We start from the raw sequence: 18,020 nt of genomic DNA, 5'->3' as shown, positions 1-18,020 counted from the left end.
ATGTCCGTCGAAAACGAAACTGCACAGCATGGCATGAGTGCCGGCGAATACATCGCCCACCACCTGACCTATTTCAATGGAACGGGTGGCAAGCAGAAAGCACTGATCGACTGGACGATGCTCAACTATGACACGGTGTTTTTCTCCGTGGCGCTGGCAGTCATTGGTGGCCTGATCCTTTTCTGTGCGGCACGCAAGGCGACTTCCGGTGTGCCCAGCCGTTTCCTGTGCGCCATCGAAATCCTCATCGAGATGGTGGCCGACCAGGCCAAGGGCCTGATCCACAGTGCAGAATCCCGCAAGTTTGTCGCGCCGCTGGCCCTGACCGTGTTCCTCTGGGTTTTCCTGATGAACGCCATGGACTTCCTGCCGCTCGACGTGCTGCCGCGCATCTGGGCAGGCATCTACAGTTCGACCGGCGGCGACGCACACCACGCCTATCTGCGCGTCGTGCCGACGGCTGACATCAACGCGACGATGGGCATGGCGCTGACCGTGCTGCTGATCTGCCTCTACTACAACATCAAGATCAAGGGTTTGGGTGGCTGGGCGCACGAGCTTGTGGCAGCGCCTTTCGGCACCAGCAAGAACCCGGTGTTTGCCGTCGCGCTCGGCATCATCAACTTCGCCATGCAGATCATCGAGTTCTGCGCCAAGACCGTTTCGCACGGCATGCGGCTGTTCGGCAACATGTTTGCCGGCGAACTGATCTTCATGCTGATCGCGCTGATGGGCGCGACCTGGACCGGTCTCAATGCGCCCTCCGCTTTCCTCTGGCTGGGCCAGATCGTGGCGGGTTTCGCATGGGCCGTATTCCACATCCTCGTGGTCACGCTGCAGGCTTTCATCTTCATGATGCTGACGCTGGTGTACATCGGCCAGTCGCATGAAGGGCACTGACAGGGCGCAGCCCTGATCCGGAAAGAATTGTTCTCTACTTCATACCCACGTTTTACCCCACCATTAAAGGAGCTGTCATGGAACAAGAGTTTGGCCTCATCGCACTGGCTTGCGGTCTGATCATCGGTCTGGGTGCTGTCGGTGCCTGTATCGGCATCGCGCTGATGGGTGGCAAGTATCTCGAATCGTCGGCCCGTCAGCCCGAGCTGATGAACGCCCTGCAGGTCAAGATGTTCCTGCTGGCTGGTCTGATCGACGCTGCATTCATCATCGGTACCGGTATCGCCCTCTGGTTCGCCACCTCGACGTTCCTGAAGTAAGCCTTTCCTGAGCGACATCGCTACTCATCATCAAGAAAGGCTAGTGCCGTGAATCTGAACGCTACGCTTATTGCGCAGCTCGTTGTGTTCCTGGTGTTCGTGCTGTTCACGATGAAATTCGTGTGGCCGCCGATCACCAAGGCGCTTGATGAGCGTGCCCAGAAGATAACCGAAGGACTGGCGGCGGCAGACAAGGCAAAGACTGATCTGGCGCTCGCCGAGAAGCGCGTGGGCGAAGAGCTCCGCAAGGCTCGCGAGTCGGCATCCGATCTGCGTGGCACGGCTGAAAAGCAGGCCGCCCAGATCGTTGACGAAGCCCGCGCCCAGGCCGCATCGATTGTTGCGGCGGCTCGCGAGGCGGCGGAAGCCGAAGCCGAGACCGTTGTGCAGCGTGCGAAGGAAGAACTTCGTGCACAAGTGGCGGCTCTGGCCGTTTCCGGTGCCGAACGCATCCTGCGTCGCGAAATCAATGCCCAGGTCCATGCCGAGCTGCTGTCAAACCTGAAACAGGAACTGAACTGAACCATGGCCGAGAACGTCACCCTTGCGCGCCCTTACGCCGAGGCGGTGTTCGCGCTTGCCCGCGAGGCTGGCGCGCTCGACGCCTGGTCGGGGCTGCTCGAGCGTCTGGCGACGGTTGTCGCCGACGCCCAGGTGCAGGCTTGTTTCGGCAATCCCCGCCTGAGCTCGCAACAGATCACCCGCCTGCTGGTGGAAAGCTCCGGGCGTGAGGTTTCGAAGGAAGAAGCGAATTTCGTGGAAGTGCTGGTCGACAATGAACGCGCCCAGTATCTGCCCGAAATCCGCGAGCTGTTCGAGCAGCTCCGGAGCGAACACGAGGGCGTCCGTGACGCAGTCGTAAGCTCTGCTTTCCCGATCGAACCCGCCGCCCTTGCCGCACTGACTGCCGATATCGAGGCGCACTTCAAGTCGAAGGTGCGCGTCGCAGTCGAGATCGATCCCGAACTCATCGGTGGCATCCGTATCGCCGTCGGCGACGAAGTGATCGACGCATCGGTACGCGGCAAGCTCAACACCATGGCCGCTGCGCTACAGAACTAGGAGCACATTCATGCAACTCAATCCTTCTGAAATCAGCGATCTCATCAAGAGTCGCATTCAGAACCTGCAACTGGCGGCCACTGCTCGCAACGAAGGTACTGTCGTCACCGTGACCGACGGTATCTGTCGTGTCCATGGCCTGACTGACGTGATGCAGGGCGAAATGCTCGAATTCCCGAACAACACCTTCGGCCTCGCGCTCAACCTCGAGCGTGATTCGGTCGGCGCGGTGGTGCTCGGTGATTACACCCACATCTCCGAAGGCGACACGGTCAAGTGTACCGGCCGCATTCTGGAAGTCCCCGTCGGCCCCGAACTGCTGGGGCGCGTGGTGGACGCACTCGGCAACCCGATTGACGGCAAGGGCCCGATCAACGCCAAGCTGACCGACAAGATCGAAAAGGTCGCTCCGGGCGTGATCTGGCGGAAGTCCGTGTCCCAGCCGGTGCAGACCGGTCTGAAGGCCATCGACTCCATGGTGCCTGTCGGCCGTGGCCAGCGCGAGCTGATCATCGGTGACCGCCAGACCGGCAAGACCGCGGTGGCCGTCGATACGATCATCAACCAGAAGGGCAAGAACCTCTTCTGTATCTATGTGGCGATCGGTCAGAAGGCCTCCACGATCAACAACGTGGTGCGCAAGCTGCAGGAGCAGGGCGCGCTGGAATACACGATCGTGGTGGCAGCTTCGGCTTCCGATTCCGCCGCGATGCAGTACATCGCCGCCTACTCCGGCTGCACGATGGGTGAATACTTCCGCGACCGCGGTCAGGATGCCCTCATCATTTATGACGATCTGACCAAGCAAGCCTGGGCCTATCGCCAGATTTCGCTGCTGCTGCGTCGTCCGCCGGGCCGTGAAGCCTATCCGGGTGACGTGTTCTACCTGCACAGCCGCCTGCTCGAGCGCGCCGCACGCGTCAACGAGGAATATGTCGAGAAGTTCACCAACGGTGAAGTCAAGGGCAAGACCGGTTCGCTGACCGCGCTGCCGGTGATCGAAACCCAGGCCGGTGACGTGTCGGCCTTCGTGCCGACCAACGTGATCTCGATTACCGACGGCCAGATCTTCCTGGAAACCGACCTCTTCAACGCCGGTGTCCGCCCCGCCATCAACGCCGGTATCTCGGTGTCGCGCGTCGGTGGTGCCGCCCAGACCAAGGTCGTCAAGAAGCTCTCCGGCGGTATCCGTACCGACCTCGCACAGTATCGTGAGCTGGCCGCTTTCGCACAGTTCGCTTCCGATCTGGACGAAGCCACCCGCAAGCAGCTCGAGCGTGGTCGTCGCGTCGTGGAAGTGCTCAAGCAGCCGCAATACACGCCGCTGCAGGTCGCTGAGATGGCTGTCACGCTGTATGCGGTGACCCGTGGCTACGCCGACGACGTCGACGTCAAGCGCGTCCTGGCTTTCGAAACCGGTCTCCATCAATACCTGCGTACCAGCTACGCGGAACTGATGAACAAGATCGATTCGACCAAGGATCTGGATGCCGACGCTGAAGCAGCGCTGAAGGCTGCGATCGTCGAGTTCAAGAAGAGCTGGGCGTAACCGGGAAAACATCATGGCTGGCGGAAAAGAAATCCGGACGAAGATCAAGAGCGTCCAGAACACCCGCAAGATCACCAAGGCAATGGAAATGGTCGCCGCATCCAAGCGCCGCAAGGCGCAGGAAAAGATGCGGCAGGCCCGCCCCTATGCCGAAAAGGTGCGTCGGCTTGCAGCCAACCTGTCACATGCGAATCTGTCGGACTATCGTCACCCGTTCCTGACGGTGCAGAACTCCGGCAAGGGCGTGGGACTGGTTCTGGTCACGACCGACAAGGGCCTGTGCGGTGGCATGAACACCAACGTGCTGCGCGTGGTGGTCAACGCCATGCGCGAGTGGCAGGCTGCGGGCGAGAAGGACATCGCGGTCACGGCAATCGGCAACAAGGGCCTGGGCTTCATGCAGCGCATGGGGGCCAACGTCGTGTCGCGTGTCGTACAGATCGGTGATACGCCTCATCTCGAGAAGCTGATCGGTCCGGTCAAGGTGATGATCGACAAGTACCTCGCGGGTGAGGTCGACAAGGTCTACATCGCCTACACGCGCTTCGTGAACACGATGCGTCAGGAGCCGGTGGTCGAGCAGTTGCTGCCCCTCTCCGGCGACATCATGGGCGCGCCGACCCACACCTGGGATTACTTCTACGAGCCCAGCCCGCAGGTGGTCATCGATGAACTGCTGCTTCGCTACGTCGAAGCGCTGGTCTACCAGGCCGTTGCCGAGAACATGGCTTCGGAGCAGAGCGCACGGATGGTCGCGATGAAGGCTGCGTCGGATAACGCCGGAACGGTCATCAAGGATTTGCAGCTGGTCTACAACAAGACCCGTCAGGCTGCGATTACGAAAGAGATTTCGGAAATCGTCAGCGGCGCCGCCGCAGTTTGAATCTAGTTATTGAGGATATGACAATGAGTCAAGGATCCGTTGTTCAGTGTATCGGCGCCGTGGTGGACATCCAGTTCCCGCGTGACGCCATGCCCAAGGTCTATGAAGCCCTGACGCTCGACGCCAGCGAAGAAAACGCGCTGGTCGAGAAGGGCCTGACTTTCGAAGTGCAGCAGCAGCTGGGTGACGGCATCGTCCGTACCATCGCCATGGGCTCCTCCGACGGCCTGCGCCGCGGCATGAAGGTCAATGGCACCGGCGCCGCCATTTCGGTTCCGGTCGGCCACGGCACGCTGGGTCGCATCATGGACGTGCTGGGTCGTCCGATCGACGAAGTCGGCCCGGTCGAGTGCGAAGAGCGTCGCGAAATTCACCAGCCGGCTCCGAAGTTCGACGAGCTGTCGCCTTCGGTGGACCTGCTCGAAACCGGCATCAAGGTGATCGACCTGATCTGCCCGTTCGCCAAGGGCGGCAAGGTCGGCCTGTTCGGTGGCGCCGGCGTGGGCAAGACCGTGAACATGCTGGAGCTGATCAACAACATCGCCAAGCAGCACTCGGGTCTTTCCGTGTTTGCCGGCGTGGGCGAGCGGACCCGTGAAGGGAACGACTTCTACCATGAGATGGCTGAAGCGGGCGTTATCAAGCTCGACAACCTGAAGGAGTCCAAGGTTGCGATGGTGTTCGGTCAGATGAACGAACCCCCGGGCAACCGTCTGCGCGTGGCACTGACCGGCCTGACCATGGCCGAGAAGTTCCGCGACGAAGGCCGCGACATCCTGTTCTTCGTCGACAATATCTACCGCTACACCCTGGCCGGTACCGAAGTGTCCGCACTGCTGGGCCGCATGCCTTCCGCCGTGGGCTATCAGCCGACGCTGGCCGAAGAAATGGGCAAGCTGCAGGAGCGCATCACCTCCACCAAGGTCGGCTCGATCACCTCGATCCAGGCCGTGTATGTGCCGGCGGATGACTTGACCGACCCGTCGCCTGCCACCACCTTCCTCCACCTTGACTCGACCGTTGTGCTGTCGCGTGACATCGCTGCACTGGGTATCTACCCCGCAGTGGATCCGCTCGACTCTACCAGCCGCCAGCTCGACCCGCTGGTCGTCGGTGAAGAGCATTACTCCGTGGCGCGTGGCGTGCAGCAGACCCTGCAGCGCTACAAGGAACTGCGCGACATCATCGCGATTCTCGGCATGGACGAACTGGCGCCGGAAGACAAGCTGATCGTGGCTCGCGCCCGCAAGATCCAGCGCTTCCTGTCCCAGCCCTTCCACGTGGCTGAAGTGTTTACCGGCTCGCCCGGCAAGTACGTGCCGCTGAAGGACACCATCAAGGGCTTCAAGGGCATCGTCGCCGGTGAATACGACCATCTGCCCGAGCAGGCTTTCTACATGGTCGGCACCATCGAGGAAGTGGTCGAGAAGGCCAAGACGCTGCAGTAAGGCAGGGAGTGGGGAGTGGGGATCGGGGAGTCGGGGCGCGCGTGCGCCGGACGGTTTCCCGACGCCTGACTCCCGACTCTCCACTCACGGAGAAACACAATGGCAATGACCGTTCATGTCGATGTCGTCAGCGCGGAAGAGGAAATCTTCTCCGGTCTGGCCGAGCTCGTTTCGCTTCCGGGCGAAATGGGTGAGCTGGGCATCCTGCCCGGCCATGCGCCGCTGATGACCCGCATCCGTCCGGGCACCGTGCGCATCAAGCTGCCGAACAGGAACGAAGAGGAAGTCATTTTCGTTGCCGGCGGCATGCTGGAAGTCCAGCCGAATCTGGTGACCGTTCTGGCCGACACCGCGATCCGTGGCAAGGATCTCGACGAAGCCAAGGCGCTGGAAGCCAAGAAGCGCGCAGAAGAGCTCATGGCCAATCGCCAGCAGGAAGTGAATTACGCTTCCGCGCAGGCCGAACTGGCCGAAGCCATTGCCCAGCTGTCCACGATCGACCGTTATCGTCATCGTTCGCACTGAGCACGGCTTTGCAGGAACCGGAGGCGCCGCAGGGCGCCTTTTTCATTTGCGGGGCAGAGCCCCCCGTGTGCGTCTCCGCAAGCGTCGGGGGGCGCTGCGGAAGTCCGTCGTTTTGCGGAGAGACCCTGGCCGCTCCTCGGCGCGAATGATCCTCCGCGAAGCGGGCAGGGCCGGCATCACTGGCGGCCGGCCGCTGACCTGAAAGCCCGGCTTTTCAAGCAGCCAAGAGCTCCCGACCTTCATCCGGACGGACATGGCAGAGCCGGGCGATCGATACCCCGGAAGCGCCATCACGCCAACCCGCGGCGTTCCGCTCATGAGCGACGATCTACTACTTTGGTGTAGTTCGTTGCATCCGCGCAAATCCTCTCAGGCATTCGCGGAAGAGAATGCACGACAGGCCTCAAGGCAGGTCGGTGTCCCGCAATAATGTCAGCACGATAGTGCGGGCTGTGCAGGGCAAAGCAGCGGGTCAAGAGATGAAAGCGTGTGTCAGTTACTGGACGGTAGGCTGCGTCAAGCCGCGCAAGGACAACAAGCGCCCACGACTGACAGACAGTCGTTATGTCTCGGCGACTGGCGAAGTCCGCGACTATTCCATGCACTGCATGATTGACGATCGCGCGACAGCCCTTGATTTCGCCAACACCGTCCGGCCCGACATCCTGCGTCAGCAGGATCCCGCCTGCCAGTTGGTGGTCGAGCAGGTGAGCATCCTCATCTCCTGGCAGGAGAAGGCGCGTCTTGAACGGCGAATCGTGCAGCAGTCCGCTGCGGTCAAGAAATTCCTCGCCGGGCGTTTCACCGGCTTCTGAGCCCGGCGCGGAATGATGCAGGCCGGCTGCCCGGCCTCTCAGCGGCTGGTGCAGCAAGGCACTCCTCTGCCTTCAGGCCTTGATCCCTTCACGCACAAATCCAGGCGCCAATGCTCTGCTGCACGAGGTCCGCTGTCAGCGCGGGCCGGTACCAGGACACCGCGGCCTTGCTCCCGGCTGTATTGCCGCCATTCCTGCCTGAGAGCAGGGCTGACACCGGATCGGGTAAACCCATGCTAACGGACGCGTCAAAAAATGCCGTTGTCAAGAGACGATCCGGAGCTCGCTTGACCATCAAGTCTGCTTGCCGGCAGAACTTATTCAGCGGGGACTCTCATGACCATTGCACGCAAACTGCTTGCCTTCATTCTTCTGGCGCTCTTCACCCTGATCCTGACCCTGGGGGTCACGCTCTACGAGAACCACCAGATCAAGCTGCAGCAGGAATACATCAGCAAGACGGTGCTGCCTTCGATGCGCGCCTTCCGGGACATTACCGAATATGTGGGCGAATACCGCCGCCTCTTCACCAGCTTCCAGCGGGTGGTTGGCACACCTGAAGAGAAATCGCTGAAGGTCGTGGAAGGCATGGAGGAGACTGGCGCCAGGCTGCAGAGCTCGTTCGCCGAATACGAGAAAACCGTGCAGGCCGGAGAAGATCGCGCACTCTTCGACAAGAGCCTCGGCTACTGGAAAATCTACTTCGCGACCGTGCAGGAAAGCCTGCCGATTTCCCGCTCCAACGACAAGGAAGCGATGGAAGCCAAGCGCGTGATCATTCGCCAGGCAGGCGCCGACTTCTTCAAGGCCCTGCGGGCCCAGGTCGACTACCTCAAGACGCAGCAGGACGAAGCCGAGCAGGCCATGCAGGCCGCACAGCGCAACGCCGTGCAGGTGACCTCCGCCGTGATCGTGATCGCCGCGCTGCTGCTTGGCACGCTGGGCTGGGAGCTGTTCCGCACCTCCGTGCCGCCGCTCAAGCGCATGATCCGGACCATCGAACAGATCCGCGATGAACGCAATCTCGCCCTGCGCCTGCAGGCAAAAGGTGCGGACGAGCTGGCCACGGCATCCCGCGCGCTCAATGCGCTGCTGGATGGATTCGCGGCGGATTTCCGCGTGCTGCGCGAAGCCGGCGCCGGTCTGCAGTCCGCCGCGGTGACGCTCGCCAGCACCGCCGGGCAGGTGTCTGAAACGGTTGCCACGCAAAGCGAAGCCTCTTCGTCGATTGCGGCAGCGACCGAGGAGCTGACCGTCAGCATCCATCATGTGGCGGCGCGCGCCCTCGACAGCCGCAAGGGCTCGGACAGCTCGGGCGAACTCGCGAAGTCCGGCGTCGCGATCATCACCGACACCGCGGCAGAGATTGAACGCGCTTCCGGTGCGGCGCGCAGGACGGAAGAACTCATGGGCGAGCTGCAGAGTCGCGCCGCGGAAGTCGAGAAAGTCGTCGCGGTGATCCGCGGATTGGCTGATCAGACCAACCTGCTGGCCCTGAACGCCGCCATCGAAGCCGCGCGCGCGGGCGAGCAGGGTCGCGGTTTCGCGGTGGTGGCGGACGAAGTGCGCAAGCTTGCGGAAGATACGACACGCGCCACGGTCAGCGTGACCCAGAGCATCAACAACATTCTCGCGGGCACACAGGGGGCCACGACGAGCGTACGCGAAACGGTTGCCTCGGTGGTGCAGGGCGTCACCCGCACGACCGAAGCCAGCGGCGTGATCGGGCAGATCAGCGAGCACGCGCAATATGGCGTTGCCATGTCGGAAGAAATCGCCAGCGCGCTGAAGGAGCAGACTCAGGCCGCAGACTCGATTGCACGCCAGATCGAGCAGCTGGCCCACATGACGGACAGCAACCGTGAGGCGTCGGATCGCACCAGCGAGGCGGCCCGCTCACTCAACACCATGGCGGCACAGCTCAACAGCATGGTGACGCGTTATCGCCTTGAAGCCTGAGGTGGCTGTGGCCGGCGTACCGGCCACGTTTTCCCGCGCGGAGCGCTTCTGACGCGATCGGGCCCCGGGCGCCTGTCCGAGCGCCCTTCCGGGCCGTCCATGGCCTGCTTCAAGAGCGCGTCATCCTCCGGACACTCGCGCGTCCGATCTGCCCGTATCGGACCTCTGTTGCGCCGTTCAGCGCAGCGCGCCCGCGGGCCCCAGGCCCGGTGGAATCGGCGCGTCGAGCGCGGGCCCGCTTGCCTGGGCCAGGTAGAGTCCGGCCGCTTCAGCCTCGAGCGGTGCGGAATACAGATAGCCCTGAAAGACCGGACAGCCCAGCTCGCGCAGGCGGTGCGCCTGTTCTTCGGTTTCCACGCCCTCGGCCACCACATCCAGCTTGAGCTTGCGCGCCAGTGCAATGGTGCTCGCACAGATCTCGAAACTGGTGGCGTCCTGGCACAGGCCGTCGACGAAGCTGCGGTCGAGCTTGAAGGCCTGCACCGGCAGCACACGCAGATAGCTCAGCGAGGAATAGCCGCTGCCGAAATCGTCGATCGAGAGCCGGAAGCCCAGCTCCCGCAGCGCAAGGAAGCGCTCGACCATGCGGTCCGGGTCTTCGATGAGCACGGACTCGGTGATCTCGAGTTCCAGTTCGCCCGGCTGTATGCCGTGAGCCGCGACCGCCTTGAGCAGGACGTGTTCGAGGCCGGGATCGATCAGCTGGACCGGGGAAATGTTGACGGCGACATACAGCTGCGCATGCCCTGCCTGGCGCCATGCGGCAAGTTGCGCGCAGGCCTGGTCGATGACCCAGGCGCCGATCCTGCCGATCTGGCCGCCGGCTTCGGCGAGCGGAATGAAATGCACGGGCGGAATCAGACCGTACTCGGGATGCCGCCAGCGCAGCAGGGCCTCCATGCCCACCGTGCGCCCGCTGTCGGCACAGACCTGGGGCTGGTAGCAGAGGAAAAACTCCTGCCTGTCCAGTGCTTCGCGCAGTGCGGATTCGAGGCCGATGCGCTGGCGCAGGCTCTCCTTCATGGCCGGATGGAAGTGTCGCAGCAAGCCCGAGCCCGCACGCTTCGCGTCATGCAGGGCCAGCTCCGCGGCGGCCAGCAACTCGGCGGCGGTCAGTGCGTCGTCCGGAAACACCGCAACGCCTGCACTCGCATTGAGCCTGAAATGCAGCTCCCCGACCTGCATGGTTTCGGTCAGGCTCTGGCGGATCTTGTCGCAGAACACGCTGACGCCGGCATCGGTCCGGATCAGGTTGCCCACCAGTGAAAAACCGTCGCCCGGTGAGCGCGCCAGCAGATCGTTGTCGCGGATCCGGCTGCGCAGGCGGCGGCTCGCCTGCAGCAGCAGTGCATCACTGATCGCGAGCCCATGGGTGCCTTTCACCGCGCCCAGGTGATCGATGTCGAACAGCATCACTACCAGCCTCGTGCCTTCGCTGCCATTCTGCGCGATCAGGCGCTCCAGGCTTGCGAGGAAGGCGTTCCGGTTCGGCAGGCCGGTCAGCAGGTCCTGATGCAGGATCTGCTCGGTCAGCGCGTCTGCGCGGCGGCGATTGAGGGATTCCTTGGCGAGCGCACGGGTGATGCGTTTTTCGAGCCGTTCGTGGGCCACCATTTCCCGCTTGACCACCAGGGAGAACGAAGCGGCCAGCACCACGAAACCGAAACCGCCCAGATAGGGCAGGGCGAAGACGCCGGAATCCGACATGCTGGAGAGCAGCAGCGTCAGCAGCATGGTGCCGAGGCCCAGCCAGATCACGAATCCGGACAGGCGATCCCGGGTGCGGATGCGCGACAGCGCCACATTCAGCGCGTAGACCAGCACGCACAGCGAGACCAGCCGCATCGCGCGATAGACGATGCCGGGCTGCCCGCGTACCAGGCGGATCTGTTCGCCCCAGGGCAGGGTGAGGAGCTGGTCGGGGTCCAGCGTGTGGAAGCGGTAGCCATAGGGCGAGGTGAAGTTGTCCGCCACCAGCAGCACGGCCATGGCCAGCAGGCCGCCGAACCATTGGGGCGAACGCTGCCTGCGATCGAACGAGCGGGCCGCAAAGGCCATCAGCGGCACGATGGCGATCGAAAACAGGTTGAACCAGCGATGGATGGCCAGTGCGCTCGCCTCGTCAGGCGCGGAATACTGCAGGGCGCAGCACAGCTGGTAACCGGCAAAGCCGAGGCAGGCCAGCGCGAAAGCCGTGCTGTTGCGCGCATGATCGCTGCCATGGGCCAGGATGGCGGCATGCGCGGCCGTCATCAGCAGGACGCCCACGGAAATCAGATAGGCCCAGATCAGTGGAGAGGTCATCGGTGCTCGGCAGGAACGGGTTTGGCGCGCCCGGCGTCATCGGTACAAGCATACTGGCTGTCACGCTGCCCGGGGCGGTCTCGGGCCGCAGGCGGACGCAGTTCAGGCAAAGCCGCGTCAAGCGGCGTTTGCCGACGGGCACCGGCATGTCGCGGCGAGGTGCCCGGCCTTGCCCGGCAGCCCCGCGAACGGGCAAGCACGCCGCATGCGGACCGCGATTCGCACGCCCTTGCGGCAGCGGGCTCGCCTGCGATGCGGACTGTATCGCGCGGCGGCCGGAGCGATGTTCCGGCCTGATCTTCCAGTGCGTGACCCACGATTTCTCCTCTGCCACCAGCCCGATCGCCGGCTGCAGGTCCGGGCAGATCGGGCTGCAGCGGATGAACTGGCTGCAAACGGGAACGCGGCAGGCGCGGTGCGACAGCGTCTGCCGGCAAGCCCGCGCGCTCGACGCCCGGTGGCTCAGCGTCGGCTGCGGATGTGGCTGCTGATGGTCTTGACCAGACTTTCCGGCGGACTCAGGAACTGCACACCGACGCGGAACTGGCTGGTGCGGCTGTCCAGCACGCTCTGGATCACTTTCGACCGGCAGCTCAGCAGACCGTCAGCGCTGCCCGGCAGGGGAAAACTCAGACGCAACTCCGTGCCCGCAGGCAGGTTCGCCGGTCCGAACAGACTCATCCCGCCCGTGCTGATATCGGCGGAATGGCCCTTGAACCCGCGGCCATCGTTGAGGATGCAGGTAACCGGAACGCGCAGCGTCAGGCGCTCGCTCTGGCGGCGCTCGGTGATATCGGATGGATTGCTCATGCGAGATATTTCTGGCCGGCGATACGGACAAAAGTCTGTCCCCTTCAAAGCTATTACGCCCTGACCCCGGGAAACTTGAGCCTCTTTGTTGCGCGTCGAGGGTGACTTCGCGAATCCCGCGAGGTCGGCGGGCCAGCGCAGGTCTTGACTGAAAGCGGTGCAGAGCGGGCGAGCTTCGGTGCCACCCGGGCGGTGGCGTTTATCGCTATTCGCTGCCACATCCGGCGTCTCTGTTTTTATTGGCGATTCGGTGTTTTCCGCCCGTCCGGAAATCCTGCCTGAAAGGTCTTTCCTGCTTGCCGGTGGGCGCCTGTTGCGCGAGCTTCCCGCCTCGGATCTTCATGACGGACCCGCGGCCGACCCCGTATCGGCCCGGGCCGTTTCATCAACCGGAATCGAGACATGGCAGACACGATCAGTGCTTCAGTCGGGGTCGGCGGACGCAACCAGCGCGCCGATGTTGAAACCATCCAGCGCTTGCTGGGACGCCGGGGCTTCAATCCCGGCCGGGTTGACGGGCGCTGCGGCCCGAAGACGGCCCGCGCGATCCTGAATTTCCAGGCCGGCTTCATGTCGAGGCCGGACGGCCGGATCGATACCGGCGGGCAGAGCTGGCGCCGGCTCGTGTCAGCGCCGGCGATGCCAGCCGGGGGGAATGCGTCCGCGTCGCGGCCTGCGATGGCCATGCCTGCCGCGGCGCCCGTGCCCACCGGCAATGCGCGCAGCGATCTGCTCACCCTGATCCCGAGACCGTCGGGCGATCTGGTCAATCGCGGGCTGGTGCCGGTCTCGCCGGCCTTCATGAAGCAGAAACTGGGTGAGCCGCGCCGCTCTTACACGGCGGAATGTCAGCCGATGACCAACGAGAAACTCAAGGCACAGGTGGTGACCGCTTCGATGGGCCGCTTCAAGGTGACCGGCCTGCGGCCGGCCGTGGAGAGCCTGCAGATGGCGCTGGCACAGGTCCAGCGTGAGCTGCCTGAGGTACATTCGGCGCTCGGCACGGCCGGCATGCTCTGCTGCCGGCTGATCCGGGGCTCGGCGAGTGCGGTCTCGAACCACGCCTGGGGCACGGCCATCGATTTCACGCTCAATGGCGCGCTGGACCGCCGCGGCGACGGTCGGGTGCAGCTGGGCCTGAGCCTGATGGCCCCGATCATGAATCAGCATGGCTGGTACTGGGGAGCCGCCTTCCGCACCGAAGACGCCATGCATTTCGAGGCCAGCCAGGGGCTGATCCTGCGCTGGGCCTCACAACTGGGTTGAAAGTCCACATGAAAAAACAACTTTGTCATGCCGTGTTCTCACTGGCGCTGGGCGCCTGCACGCTCCAGGCGACGGCTGCCGGCTGCGATTTCACCGTACCGGAAGGCTGGAATGCAGCCGGCGTCCGCTGGGAAGGCGAGTGCCGTGACGGGCGTGCAGACGGGCCCGGCGTCCTCAAGGCCTATGAAAGCGGCAAGGTCGTGCGTTTCTTTTTCGGCACGCTCAAGGCCGGCGAGCCGGCGATTGGCGTGATCGACAGCGAGGAGGGCTATCGCGCCGGCCGTTTCACCCAGGGCAGGCTGGTGTCCAACGAGGATCGCAACACCCTGATCCGTGCCTTTGACAGCGCATCGAAGGCGGCACAGGCCGTTGCCGGCCGCTTCGGCAAGACCGGCAACAAGGCTTCCGCCAGCTTCTATGAGGGCAAGGCGCGGGCACTGCGCGAGCAGATGGATTGAGCCCCCGGCCTGCGTGCTTCAGGCCGGGTAGTGAATGCCTGCGCTGCGGGCGAGATGCTGCAGGTAGAGCGTGATGCGCTCGCGATGGCGGAAGGCGAATTCGAGCGAGTCCACTTCCTCCAGCGGCAGCCAGCGGATGTCGGAGGTCTCGCCCGGCTCGTTGTGCGCGTTGCTGACCGCAGGCAGGGCATTCACCTGCGCATGCAGGCCGTGATGGATGGTCACGTTCTGGCGGTTGTCATGCGGCACGGAGCTGATATCCCAGGGCTGGCTGAAGAATTCGCAATCGGCGTGGGTCAGCAGTTCGAGGGCATTCACGCCGCATTCTTCCCACACTTCGCGCACGGCGGCTTCAGTCGTCGACTCGTCGTAATCCAGATAGCCGCAGGGCAGGTTCCACATGCCGCGGCAGTCGGGCGCGCCCGGCCCGCGCTGATTCACCAGGATGTAGGGGCGGCCTTCGCAGACCAGCAGGATGCAGACTGCCACCGTGACGCTGCGCGAGACCCAGATCTCGCGGCCATCGGTGGTGGTGACACATTCGTTCGGACGATTCCTGAATTGCATGAGACGGCTTTCGCTTGGGGCATGAAACAGCTGACAGGATAGCCCAGGCCGATGACGGATTCGTGCGCGGCTTCAGTGCGGGCGGCTGAACTGGCGGACCAGCTCGACCTTGCTGCGGATACCCAGCTTGCGATAAATGACATGCAGCTGGTTGCGGATGGTGGCCGGCGAGACGCCAATGGCCCGGGCTGCGGCCTTGTAGTTGCCATGCCGCACGATCATGTCCACGACGCGCAGTTCCGCTTGGGTGAGGCGCTCGCCTGCTGCGCGCGGCCGCAGCTCCAGGCGGATGAGTTCCGCCAGCGGTCGCAGGCTGACTTCGATGTGTTTACCGATGTGGCGTTGTGCGGCGCTGGCGGTCAGGGCGGAGACGAGTTCGATCGGCAGCAGGCTGGAGAGCCAGCCCGGGTATTCGCGCCGCAGCAGGAGCAGCGCGCCATCGTCGATGTGGCGGATCAGGCCGCTGCGGTCGGCGATGATCTGGTTCTCGCCGCCCAGCTCCTCGAGCGTGCTGCCCCGCATGCGGCGGTTGAGCGTGATGGCCTGACGCAGGTGGCTGGTAATCAGGCCGACCATGCGCTGATCCCTGGCAGTGAACACGGCCTTGTGAGTGGCGCGCCACATCGAGCAGACGTCGACCCGGCCCGAGGCGTGGGTGAAGGCCATGGCTGCGGCCTGTGCGGTGTCCGAGCGGCGCGTGTATTCCTGCACGCCCGGGTCTTTCAGTGCGGCACAGGGCAGCACATGGGCCTGCCCCTGCTGACTCAGCGCTTTGGCCAGCAGTGGATCGGGCCCGCGATAGCCGTGCTGCGGGTCGTAACGTTCCTCGCCAACCAGCTCGGCGCGCAGCGCGGGCTTGTCCGGATGGGATTCGAAGGGCAGTACGGAGGTGATGGCCAGGCTGCCATCGCTGCGCGGAAAGAAGGAGATCATGCCGGCCGAATCGAAGCGGATCAGTCCGCGCGCCGACTGGTAGGCTTCCAGATGGAAGCGGGCGGGGTCGGCCTGCTGGGCCCGTTCGTAGAGTTCGAGAATGAAGCGGGACAAGCGCTGCTGCATGAATGGGCGGGCGGGGGTTGCGTGATGCAGTGATGCTAATGGCATCCAGCGCTGCCGCAAGGAACTGCTTAACGCTCATCGCCTGATGCCCGATATGCCCACGCGATGGCTGCTGCGCCGGCCCGTATTGTCTGCAACACGGTGTCGCCGACATCGTTCGGACTGTCATGTCCGGGGAATTTGCCGGCCGCGTGGCGGCAGGCAGGCGATCGCGGGGCGGTTGGTCCGTCCTTTCCCGCCGGCCGGATCCGGTTCAGGGCAGGGCGTAGCGCGGCGCGGCATCCGCCCAGAATCTGCCCCCGAGCGTGCTGCCGCTCTCGCGCAGCGACGTGCCGAAATAGCTGTCGAAAGCGTTCAGGAAGTTGCCCGTGCCCCCGCTGGGGCAGCCGTTCTGCTGGCCGTACTGGCGCAGGAAGCCGAAGAGGTCGGATTCGTTGCGGCCGGTCTCGCCGAGCAGGGTGTCAACGGCGAGGCGATAGGCCATGTAGCGGTCGAAATTGGCGTTGGCGGTGTTGTTGGTGTCGTCAAAAGGGGTCGGCGTGCTGCTGTTGAACGCTGTTTGCAGGCTGGCAAGTTCGGCCACATAGGGCTGATCCTGGCCCGCCACGCGCAGGGCCATGCCTTCCAGATACCAGCGTTCGAAGGCTGGGCTGCTGCTCTGGCACTTGAGCAACTGGGCCTGTGCCACATGCGTCATCTCGTGCAGCACCAGGCGCTTGAGGCCGGAGTTGTCGTCGGCGGTGAGCTCATCCTTGGCCGACTGGGTCTTGCCGTTCAGCGGTGAGGACAGCGTGGCCACGATGAAGCTGCGGTAGCCGGCCGAGCCATCGCCGATCGTGAGGCCGCTGTCGGCGCAGATGCGCACCCGGTTGCCGTCCATGCCCACGGTGGCGGCGGTGAGACCCAGCCTGGCCTTGATCGTCTGCACGGCGGCTTCGGCGTAGGACGCGATCTGCTTCTGGTCGGCCAGCGAGGTGCCGGCGGTGGCCCAGGTGGTGGTGTTGTCACCGCTGATCACGGTCTGGCTGCTGCCGCCGGTCAGTGCATAGCAGCGGGCGGGAGCGGCGCTCTCGAAGGCCATGTTCTCGCTGGCCAGGTAGAAGGCGGCGCTGCTGGTGCTTTCGGTCAGCGTGAGGCTGGCGGGGGACACCGTGAAGATCGCGCTGCTGCTCGACGATTGCGAGGCGGCGGAGCTGGCACGGCTGGAGACGCTCGACGCACTGGCCGAGGAGGCTGATGAGGCTGATGAGGCCGATGCGGCGCTGGCGGCACTCGAACTCGCGGCGGAAGTACTGCTGCGGGCGGAGGACGCGGTCGAGGCGGTCGCCGAAGAGGTGGCGGCGGCACTGCTGGCGGGTGAGCTGCCGTCCTGCGAATCACCGCCGCCACAGGCAGTAAGGAGCAGGGCGGGCAGGCTGAGGCAGGCGGCGGCAAAGCGGAGATTCATGGCGTGTTTCCGGGGCAGAGGATCTGGAATGGCTCCGATTGTTCCGTCCGTCGCGGTGCTGCGGAATGGAACAGATGTTCCATGTCGTGGCGCGGCGCCCGGCAGGATTGCAATCCGCCGGACGACCCCCATCTGAAAGTGACGCGCGGGCCACGCCGGGAATCTTTTGCCGGATCCGTGTTCTGAGTGCTTACCTGACCATGACCGGGCCCGGAACGGCTCGCAAGGAATGCCTGCCATGTCTTCCCCTGCCTTCATCCGCATTGCTTCTTCCCGCTCGACAGCGTCGCGCGGTCTTCTGGCGACGGTGCTGACCTGGCTTTTCAGCCTGGTCGTGATCGTCGGACTGCTGATGTTTTCGGTCGTCGCGGCCGGTGTGCTGCTGGTTGGTGGCGCCGTGTTCCTCGGCTATCTGTGGTGGAAAACGCGTGCGCTGCGCCGGGCGCTGCGCGAGCGCGGGGCGATGCCGCAGGCGCCATCCGCCGCGCATTCGCCTTTCGGCACGGGGCGGGCCGCGGCAAACGATGACGGGATGACGCTCGAGGGCGAGGTGATCCGCGAAGTGCCGGAAGACGAAGCCGGCAGAACACCGCGCGGCTGATCCGCCGCCGGAATGAAAAAGGCCACTTCCGCGGAAGTGGCCTTGTT

Annotated in this window: 18 protein-coding genes; 13 read left to right on the top strand and 5 right to left on the bottom strand. The window is 64.0% G+C overall.

All coding sequences use genetic code 11. The features are described from left to right. From atpB to ABDB87_RS06755, 10 genes are all read left to right on the top strand, one after another. The gene (gene atpB, locus ABDB87_RS06800; protein ID WP_345925318.1) at positions 1-900 is read left to right on the top strand and encodes a F0F1 ATP synthase subunit A; all 900 of its coding nucleotides are present in this window, start codon (positions 1-3) and stop codon (positions 898-900) included. Between the two features lie 77 nt (positions 901-977). Beyond that, positions 978-1,220, top strand: a complete 243-nt coding sequence (atpE, locus tag ABDB87_RS06795) for a F0F1 ATP synthase subunit C (protein ID WP_385917445.1) — start codon at positions 978-980, stop codon at positions 1,218-1,220. A gap of 48 nt (positions 1,221-1,268) precedes the next feature. Next, a complete protein-coding gene (locus tag ABDB87_RS06790) occupies positions 1,269-1,742 on the top strand; it encodes a F0F1 ATP synthase subunit B (RefSeq protein WP_345925316.1) in 474 nt (157 codons plus the stop codon). Between the two features lie 3 nt (positions 1,743-1,745). Further along, positions 1,746-2,282 (top strand): F0F1 ATP synthase subunit delta, encoded by a 537-nt coding sequence (locus ABDB87_RS06785; protein ID WP_345925315.1) that lies wholly within the window; start codon positions 1,746-1,748, stop codon positions 2,280-2,282. A gap of 10 nt (positions 2,283-2,292) precedes the next feature. Further along, on the top strand, positions 2,293-3,831 hold the full coding sequence (gene atpA, locus ABDB87_RS06780) for a F0F1 ATP synthase subunit alpha (protein WP_345925313.1): 1,539 nt from the start codon (positions 2,293-2,295) through the stop codon (positions 3,829-3,831). 13 nt (positions 3,832-3,844) lie between these two features. After that, positions 3,845-4,714 (top strand): F0F1 ATP synthase subunit gamma, encoded by an 870-nt coding sequence (atpG, locus tag ABDB87_RS06775; RefSeq protein WP_345925311.1) that lies wholly within the window; start codon positions 3,845-3,847, stop codon positions 4,712-4,714. 23 nt (positions 4,715-4,737) lie between these two features. After that, on the top strand, positions 4,738-6,162 hold the full coding sequence (atpD, locus tag ABDB87_RS06770) for a F0F1 ATP synthase subunit beta (RefSeq protein WP_345925309.1): 1,425 nt from the start codon (positions 4,738-4,740) through the stop codon (positions 6,160-6,162). A 99-nt stretch (positions 6,163-6,261) separates the two neighbouring features. After that, complete coding sequence (locus ABDB87_RS06765; RefSeq protein WP_345925308.1) at positions 6,262-6,687, top strand: F0F1 ATP synthase subunit epsilon; 426 nt, start codon at positions 6,262-6,264, stop codon at positions 6,685-6,687. Positions 6,688-7,103: 416 nt separating this feature from the next. Next, positions 7,104-7,502 carry a hypothetical protein gene (locus ABDB87_RS06760; protein WP_345925306.1) on the top strand — a complete coding sequence of 133 codons (399 nt, stop codon included), beginning with the start codon at positions 7,104-7,106 and terminating at the stop codon, positions 7,500-7,502. A 336-nt stretch (positions 7,503-7,838) separates the two neighbouring features. Next, the gene (locus ABDB87_RS06755) at positions 7,839-9,461 is read left to right on the top strand and encodes a HAMP domain-containing methyl-accepting chemotaxis protein (protein WP_345925303.1); all 1,623 of its coding nucleotides are present in this window, start codon (positions 7,839-7,841) and stop codon (positions 9,459-9,461) included. Between the two features lie 177 nt (positions 9,462-9,638). On the opposite strand, the gene ABDB87_RS06750 is transcribed toward ABDB87_RS06755, so the two are convergent. Continuing rightward, positions 9,639-11,765, bottom strand: coding sequence for a putative bifunctional diguanylate cyclase/phosphodiesterase (locus ABDB87_RS06750; RefSeq protein WP_345925301.1), 2,127 nt, complete (start codon positions 11,763-11,765; stop codon positions 9,639-9,641). Between the two features lie 462 nt (positions 11,766-12,227). Beyond that, positions 12,228-12,575, bottom strand: coding sequence for a PilZ domain-containing protein (locus ABDB87_RS06745; RefSeq protein WP_345925299.1), 348 nt, complete (start codon positions 12,573-12,575; stop codon positions 12,228-12,230). 402 nt (positions 12,576-12,977) lie between these two features. Between ABDB87_RS06745 and ABDB87_RS06740 the strand changes: the two genes are divergently transcribed. Together ABDB87_RS06740 and ABDB87_RS06735 are read left to right on the top strand one after the other, a co-directional pair. Further along, entirely contained in the window at positions 12,978-13,841 is an 864-nt protein-coding gene (locus tag ABDB87_RS06740) for a M15 family metallopeptidase (RefSeq protein WP_345925298.1), read from the top strand. An 8-nt stretch (positions 13,842-13,849) separates the two neighbouring features. Further along, entirely contained in the window at positions 13,850-14,299 is a 450-nt protein-coding gene (locus ABDB87_RS06735; RefSeq protein WP_345925297.1) for a hypothetical protein, read from the top strand. An 18-nt stretch (positions 14,300-14,317) separates the two neighbouring features. Here ABDB87_RS06735 and ABDB87_RS06730 read toward each other — a convergent pair whose 3' ends face one another. The 3 genes from ABDB87_RS06730 to ABDB87_RS06720 all read right to left on the bottom strand — a co-directional run bounded on the left by ABDB87_RS06730 (position 14,318) and on the right by ABDB87_RS06720 (position 17,372). Beyond that, positions 14,318-14,866 carry an NUDIX domain-containing protein gene (locus ABDB87_RS06730; protein ID WP_345925295.1) on the bottom strand — a complete coding sequence of 183 codons (549 nt, stop codon included), beginning with the start codon at positions 14,864-14,866 and terminating at the stop codon, positions 14,318-14,320. Positions 14,867-14,938: 72 nt separating this feature from the next. Then, complete coding sequence (locus ABDB87_RS06725) at positions 14,939-15,913, bottom strand: helix-turn-helix transcriptional regulator (protein ID WP_345925293.1); 975 nt, start codon at positions 15,911-15,913, stop codon at positions 14,939-14,941. A gap of 265 nt (positions 15,914-16,178) precedes the next feature. Then, a complete protein-coding gene (locus ABDB87_RS06720) occupies positions 16,179-17,372 on the bottom strand; it encodes a hypothetical protein (RefSeq protein WP_345925291.1) in 1,194 nt (397 codons plus the stop codon). 238 nt (positions 17,373-17,610) lie between these two features. Between ABDB87_RS06720 and ABDB87_RS06715 the strand changes: the two genes are divergently transcribed. After that, positions 17,611-17,973: a hypothetical protein gene (locus ABDB87_RS06715; RefSeq protein WP_345925289.1), complete on the top strand. Its 363-nt coding sequence runs from the start codon at positions 17,611-17,613 to the stop codon at positions 17,971-17,973. Positions 17,974-18,020: the final 47 nt, after the last annotated feature.

The sequence above is a fragment of the Uliginosibacterium paludis genome (genome assembly GCF_039631355.1).
In the GTDB taxonomy this organism is placed as follows: domain Bacteria; phylum Pseudomonadota; class Gammaproteobacteria; order Burkholderiales; family Rhodocyclaceae; genus Uliginosibacterium; species Uliginosibacterium paludis.
The sequence above is the reverse complement of the archived record's forward strand: the minus strand, read 5'-3'. Positions and strand labels throughout refer to the sequence as shown.

Excerpts from the sequence above, each read along its gene's own strand:
- atpA (WP_345925313.1), top strand. The coding sequence starts at position 2,293 with ATGCAACTCAATCCTTCTGAAATCAGCGATCTCATCAAGAGTCGCATT.
- ABDB87_RS06745 (WP_345925299.1), bottom strand. The coding sequence starts at position 12,575 with ATGAGCAATCCATCCGATATCACCGAGCGCCGCCAGAGCGAGCGCCTG.
- atpE (WP_385917445.1), top strand. The coding sequence starts at position 978 with ATGGAACAAGAGTTTGGCCTCATCGCACTGGCTTGCGGTCTGATCATC.
- ABDB87_RS06730 (WP_345925295.1), bottom strand. The coding sequence starts at position 14,866 with ATGCAATTCAGGAATCGTCCGAACGAATGTGTCACCACCACCGATGGC.
- ABDB87_RS06755 (WP_345925303.1), top strand. The coding sequence starts at position 7,839 with ATGACCATTGCACGCAAACTGCTTGCCTTCATTCTTCTGGCGCTCTTC.
- atpG (WP_345925311.1), top strand. The coding sequence starts at position 3,845 with ATGGCTGGCGGAAAAGAAATCCGGACGAAGATCAAGAGCGTCCAGAAC.
- ABDB87_RS06785 (WP_345925315.1), top strand. The coding sequence starts at position 1,746 with ATGGCCGAGAACGTCACCCTTGCGCGCCCTTACGCCGAGGCGGTGTTC.
- ABDB87_RS06765 (WP_345925308.1), top strand. The coding sequence starts at position 6,262 with ATGGCAATGACCGTTCATGTCGATGTCGTCAGCGCGGAAGAGGAAATC.
- atpB (WP_345925318.1), top strand. The coding sequence starts at position 1 with ATGTCCGTCGAAAACGAAACTGCACAGCATGGCATGAGTGCCGGCGAA.
- ABDB87_RS06750 (WP_345925301.1), bottom strand. The coding sequence starts at position 11,765 with ATGACCTCTCCACTGATCTGGGCCTATCTGATTTCCGTGGGCGTCCTG.
- ABDB87_RS06740 (WP_345925298.1), top strand. The coding sequence starts at position 12,978 with ATGGCAGACACGATCAGTGCTTCAGTCGGGGTCGGCGGACGCAACCAG.
- atpD (WP_345925309.1), top strand. The coding sequence starts at position 4,738 with ATGAGTCAAGGATCCGTTGTTCAGTGTATCGGCGCCGTGGTGGACATC.
- ABDB87_RS06735 (WP_345925297.1), top strand. The coding sequence starts at position 13,850 with ATGAAAAAACAACTTTGTCATGCCGTGTTCTCACTGGCGCTGGGCGCC.
- ABDB87_RS06715 (WP_345925289.1), top strand. The coding sequence starts at position 17,611 with ATGTCTTCCCCTGCCTTCATCCGCATTGCTTCTTCCCGCTCGACAGCG.
- ABDB87_RS06720 (WP_345925291.1), bottom strand. The coding sequence starts at position 17,372 with ATGAATCTCCGCTTTGCCGCCGCCTGCCTCAGCCTGCCCGCCCTGCTC.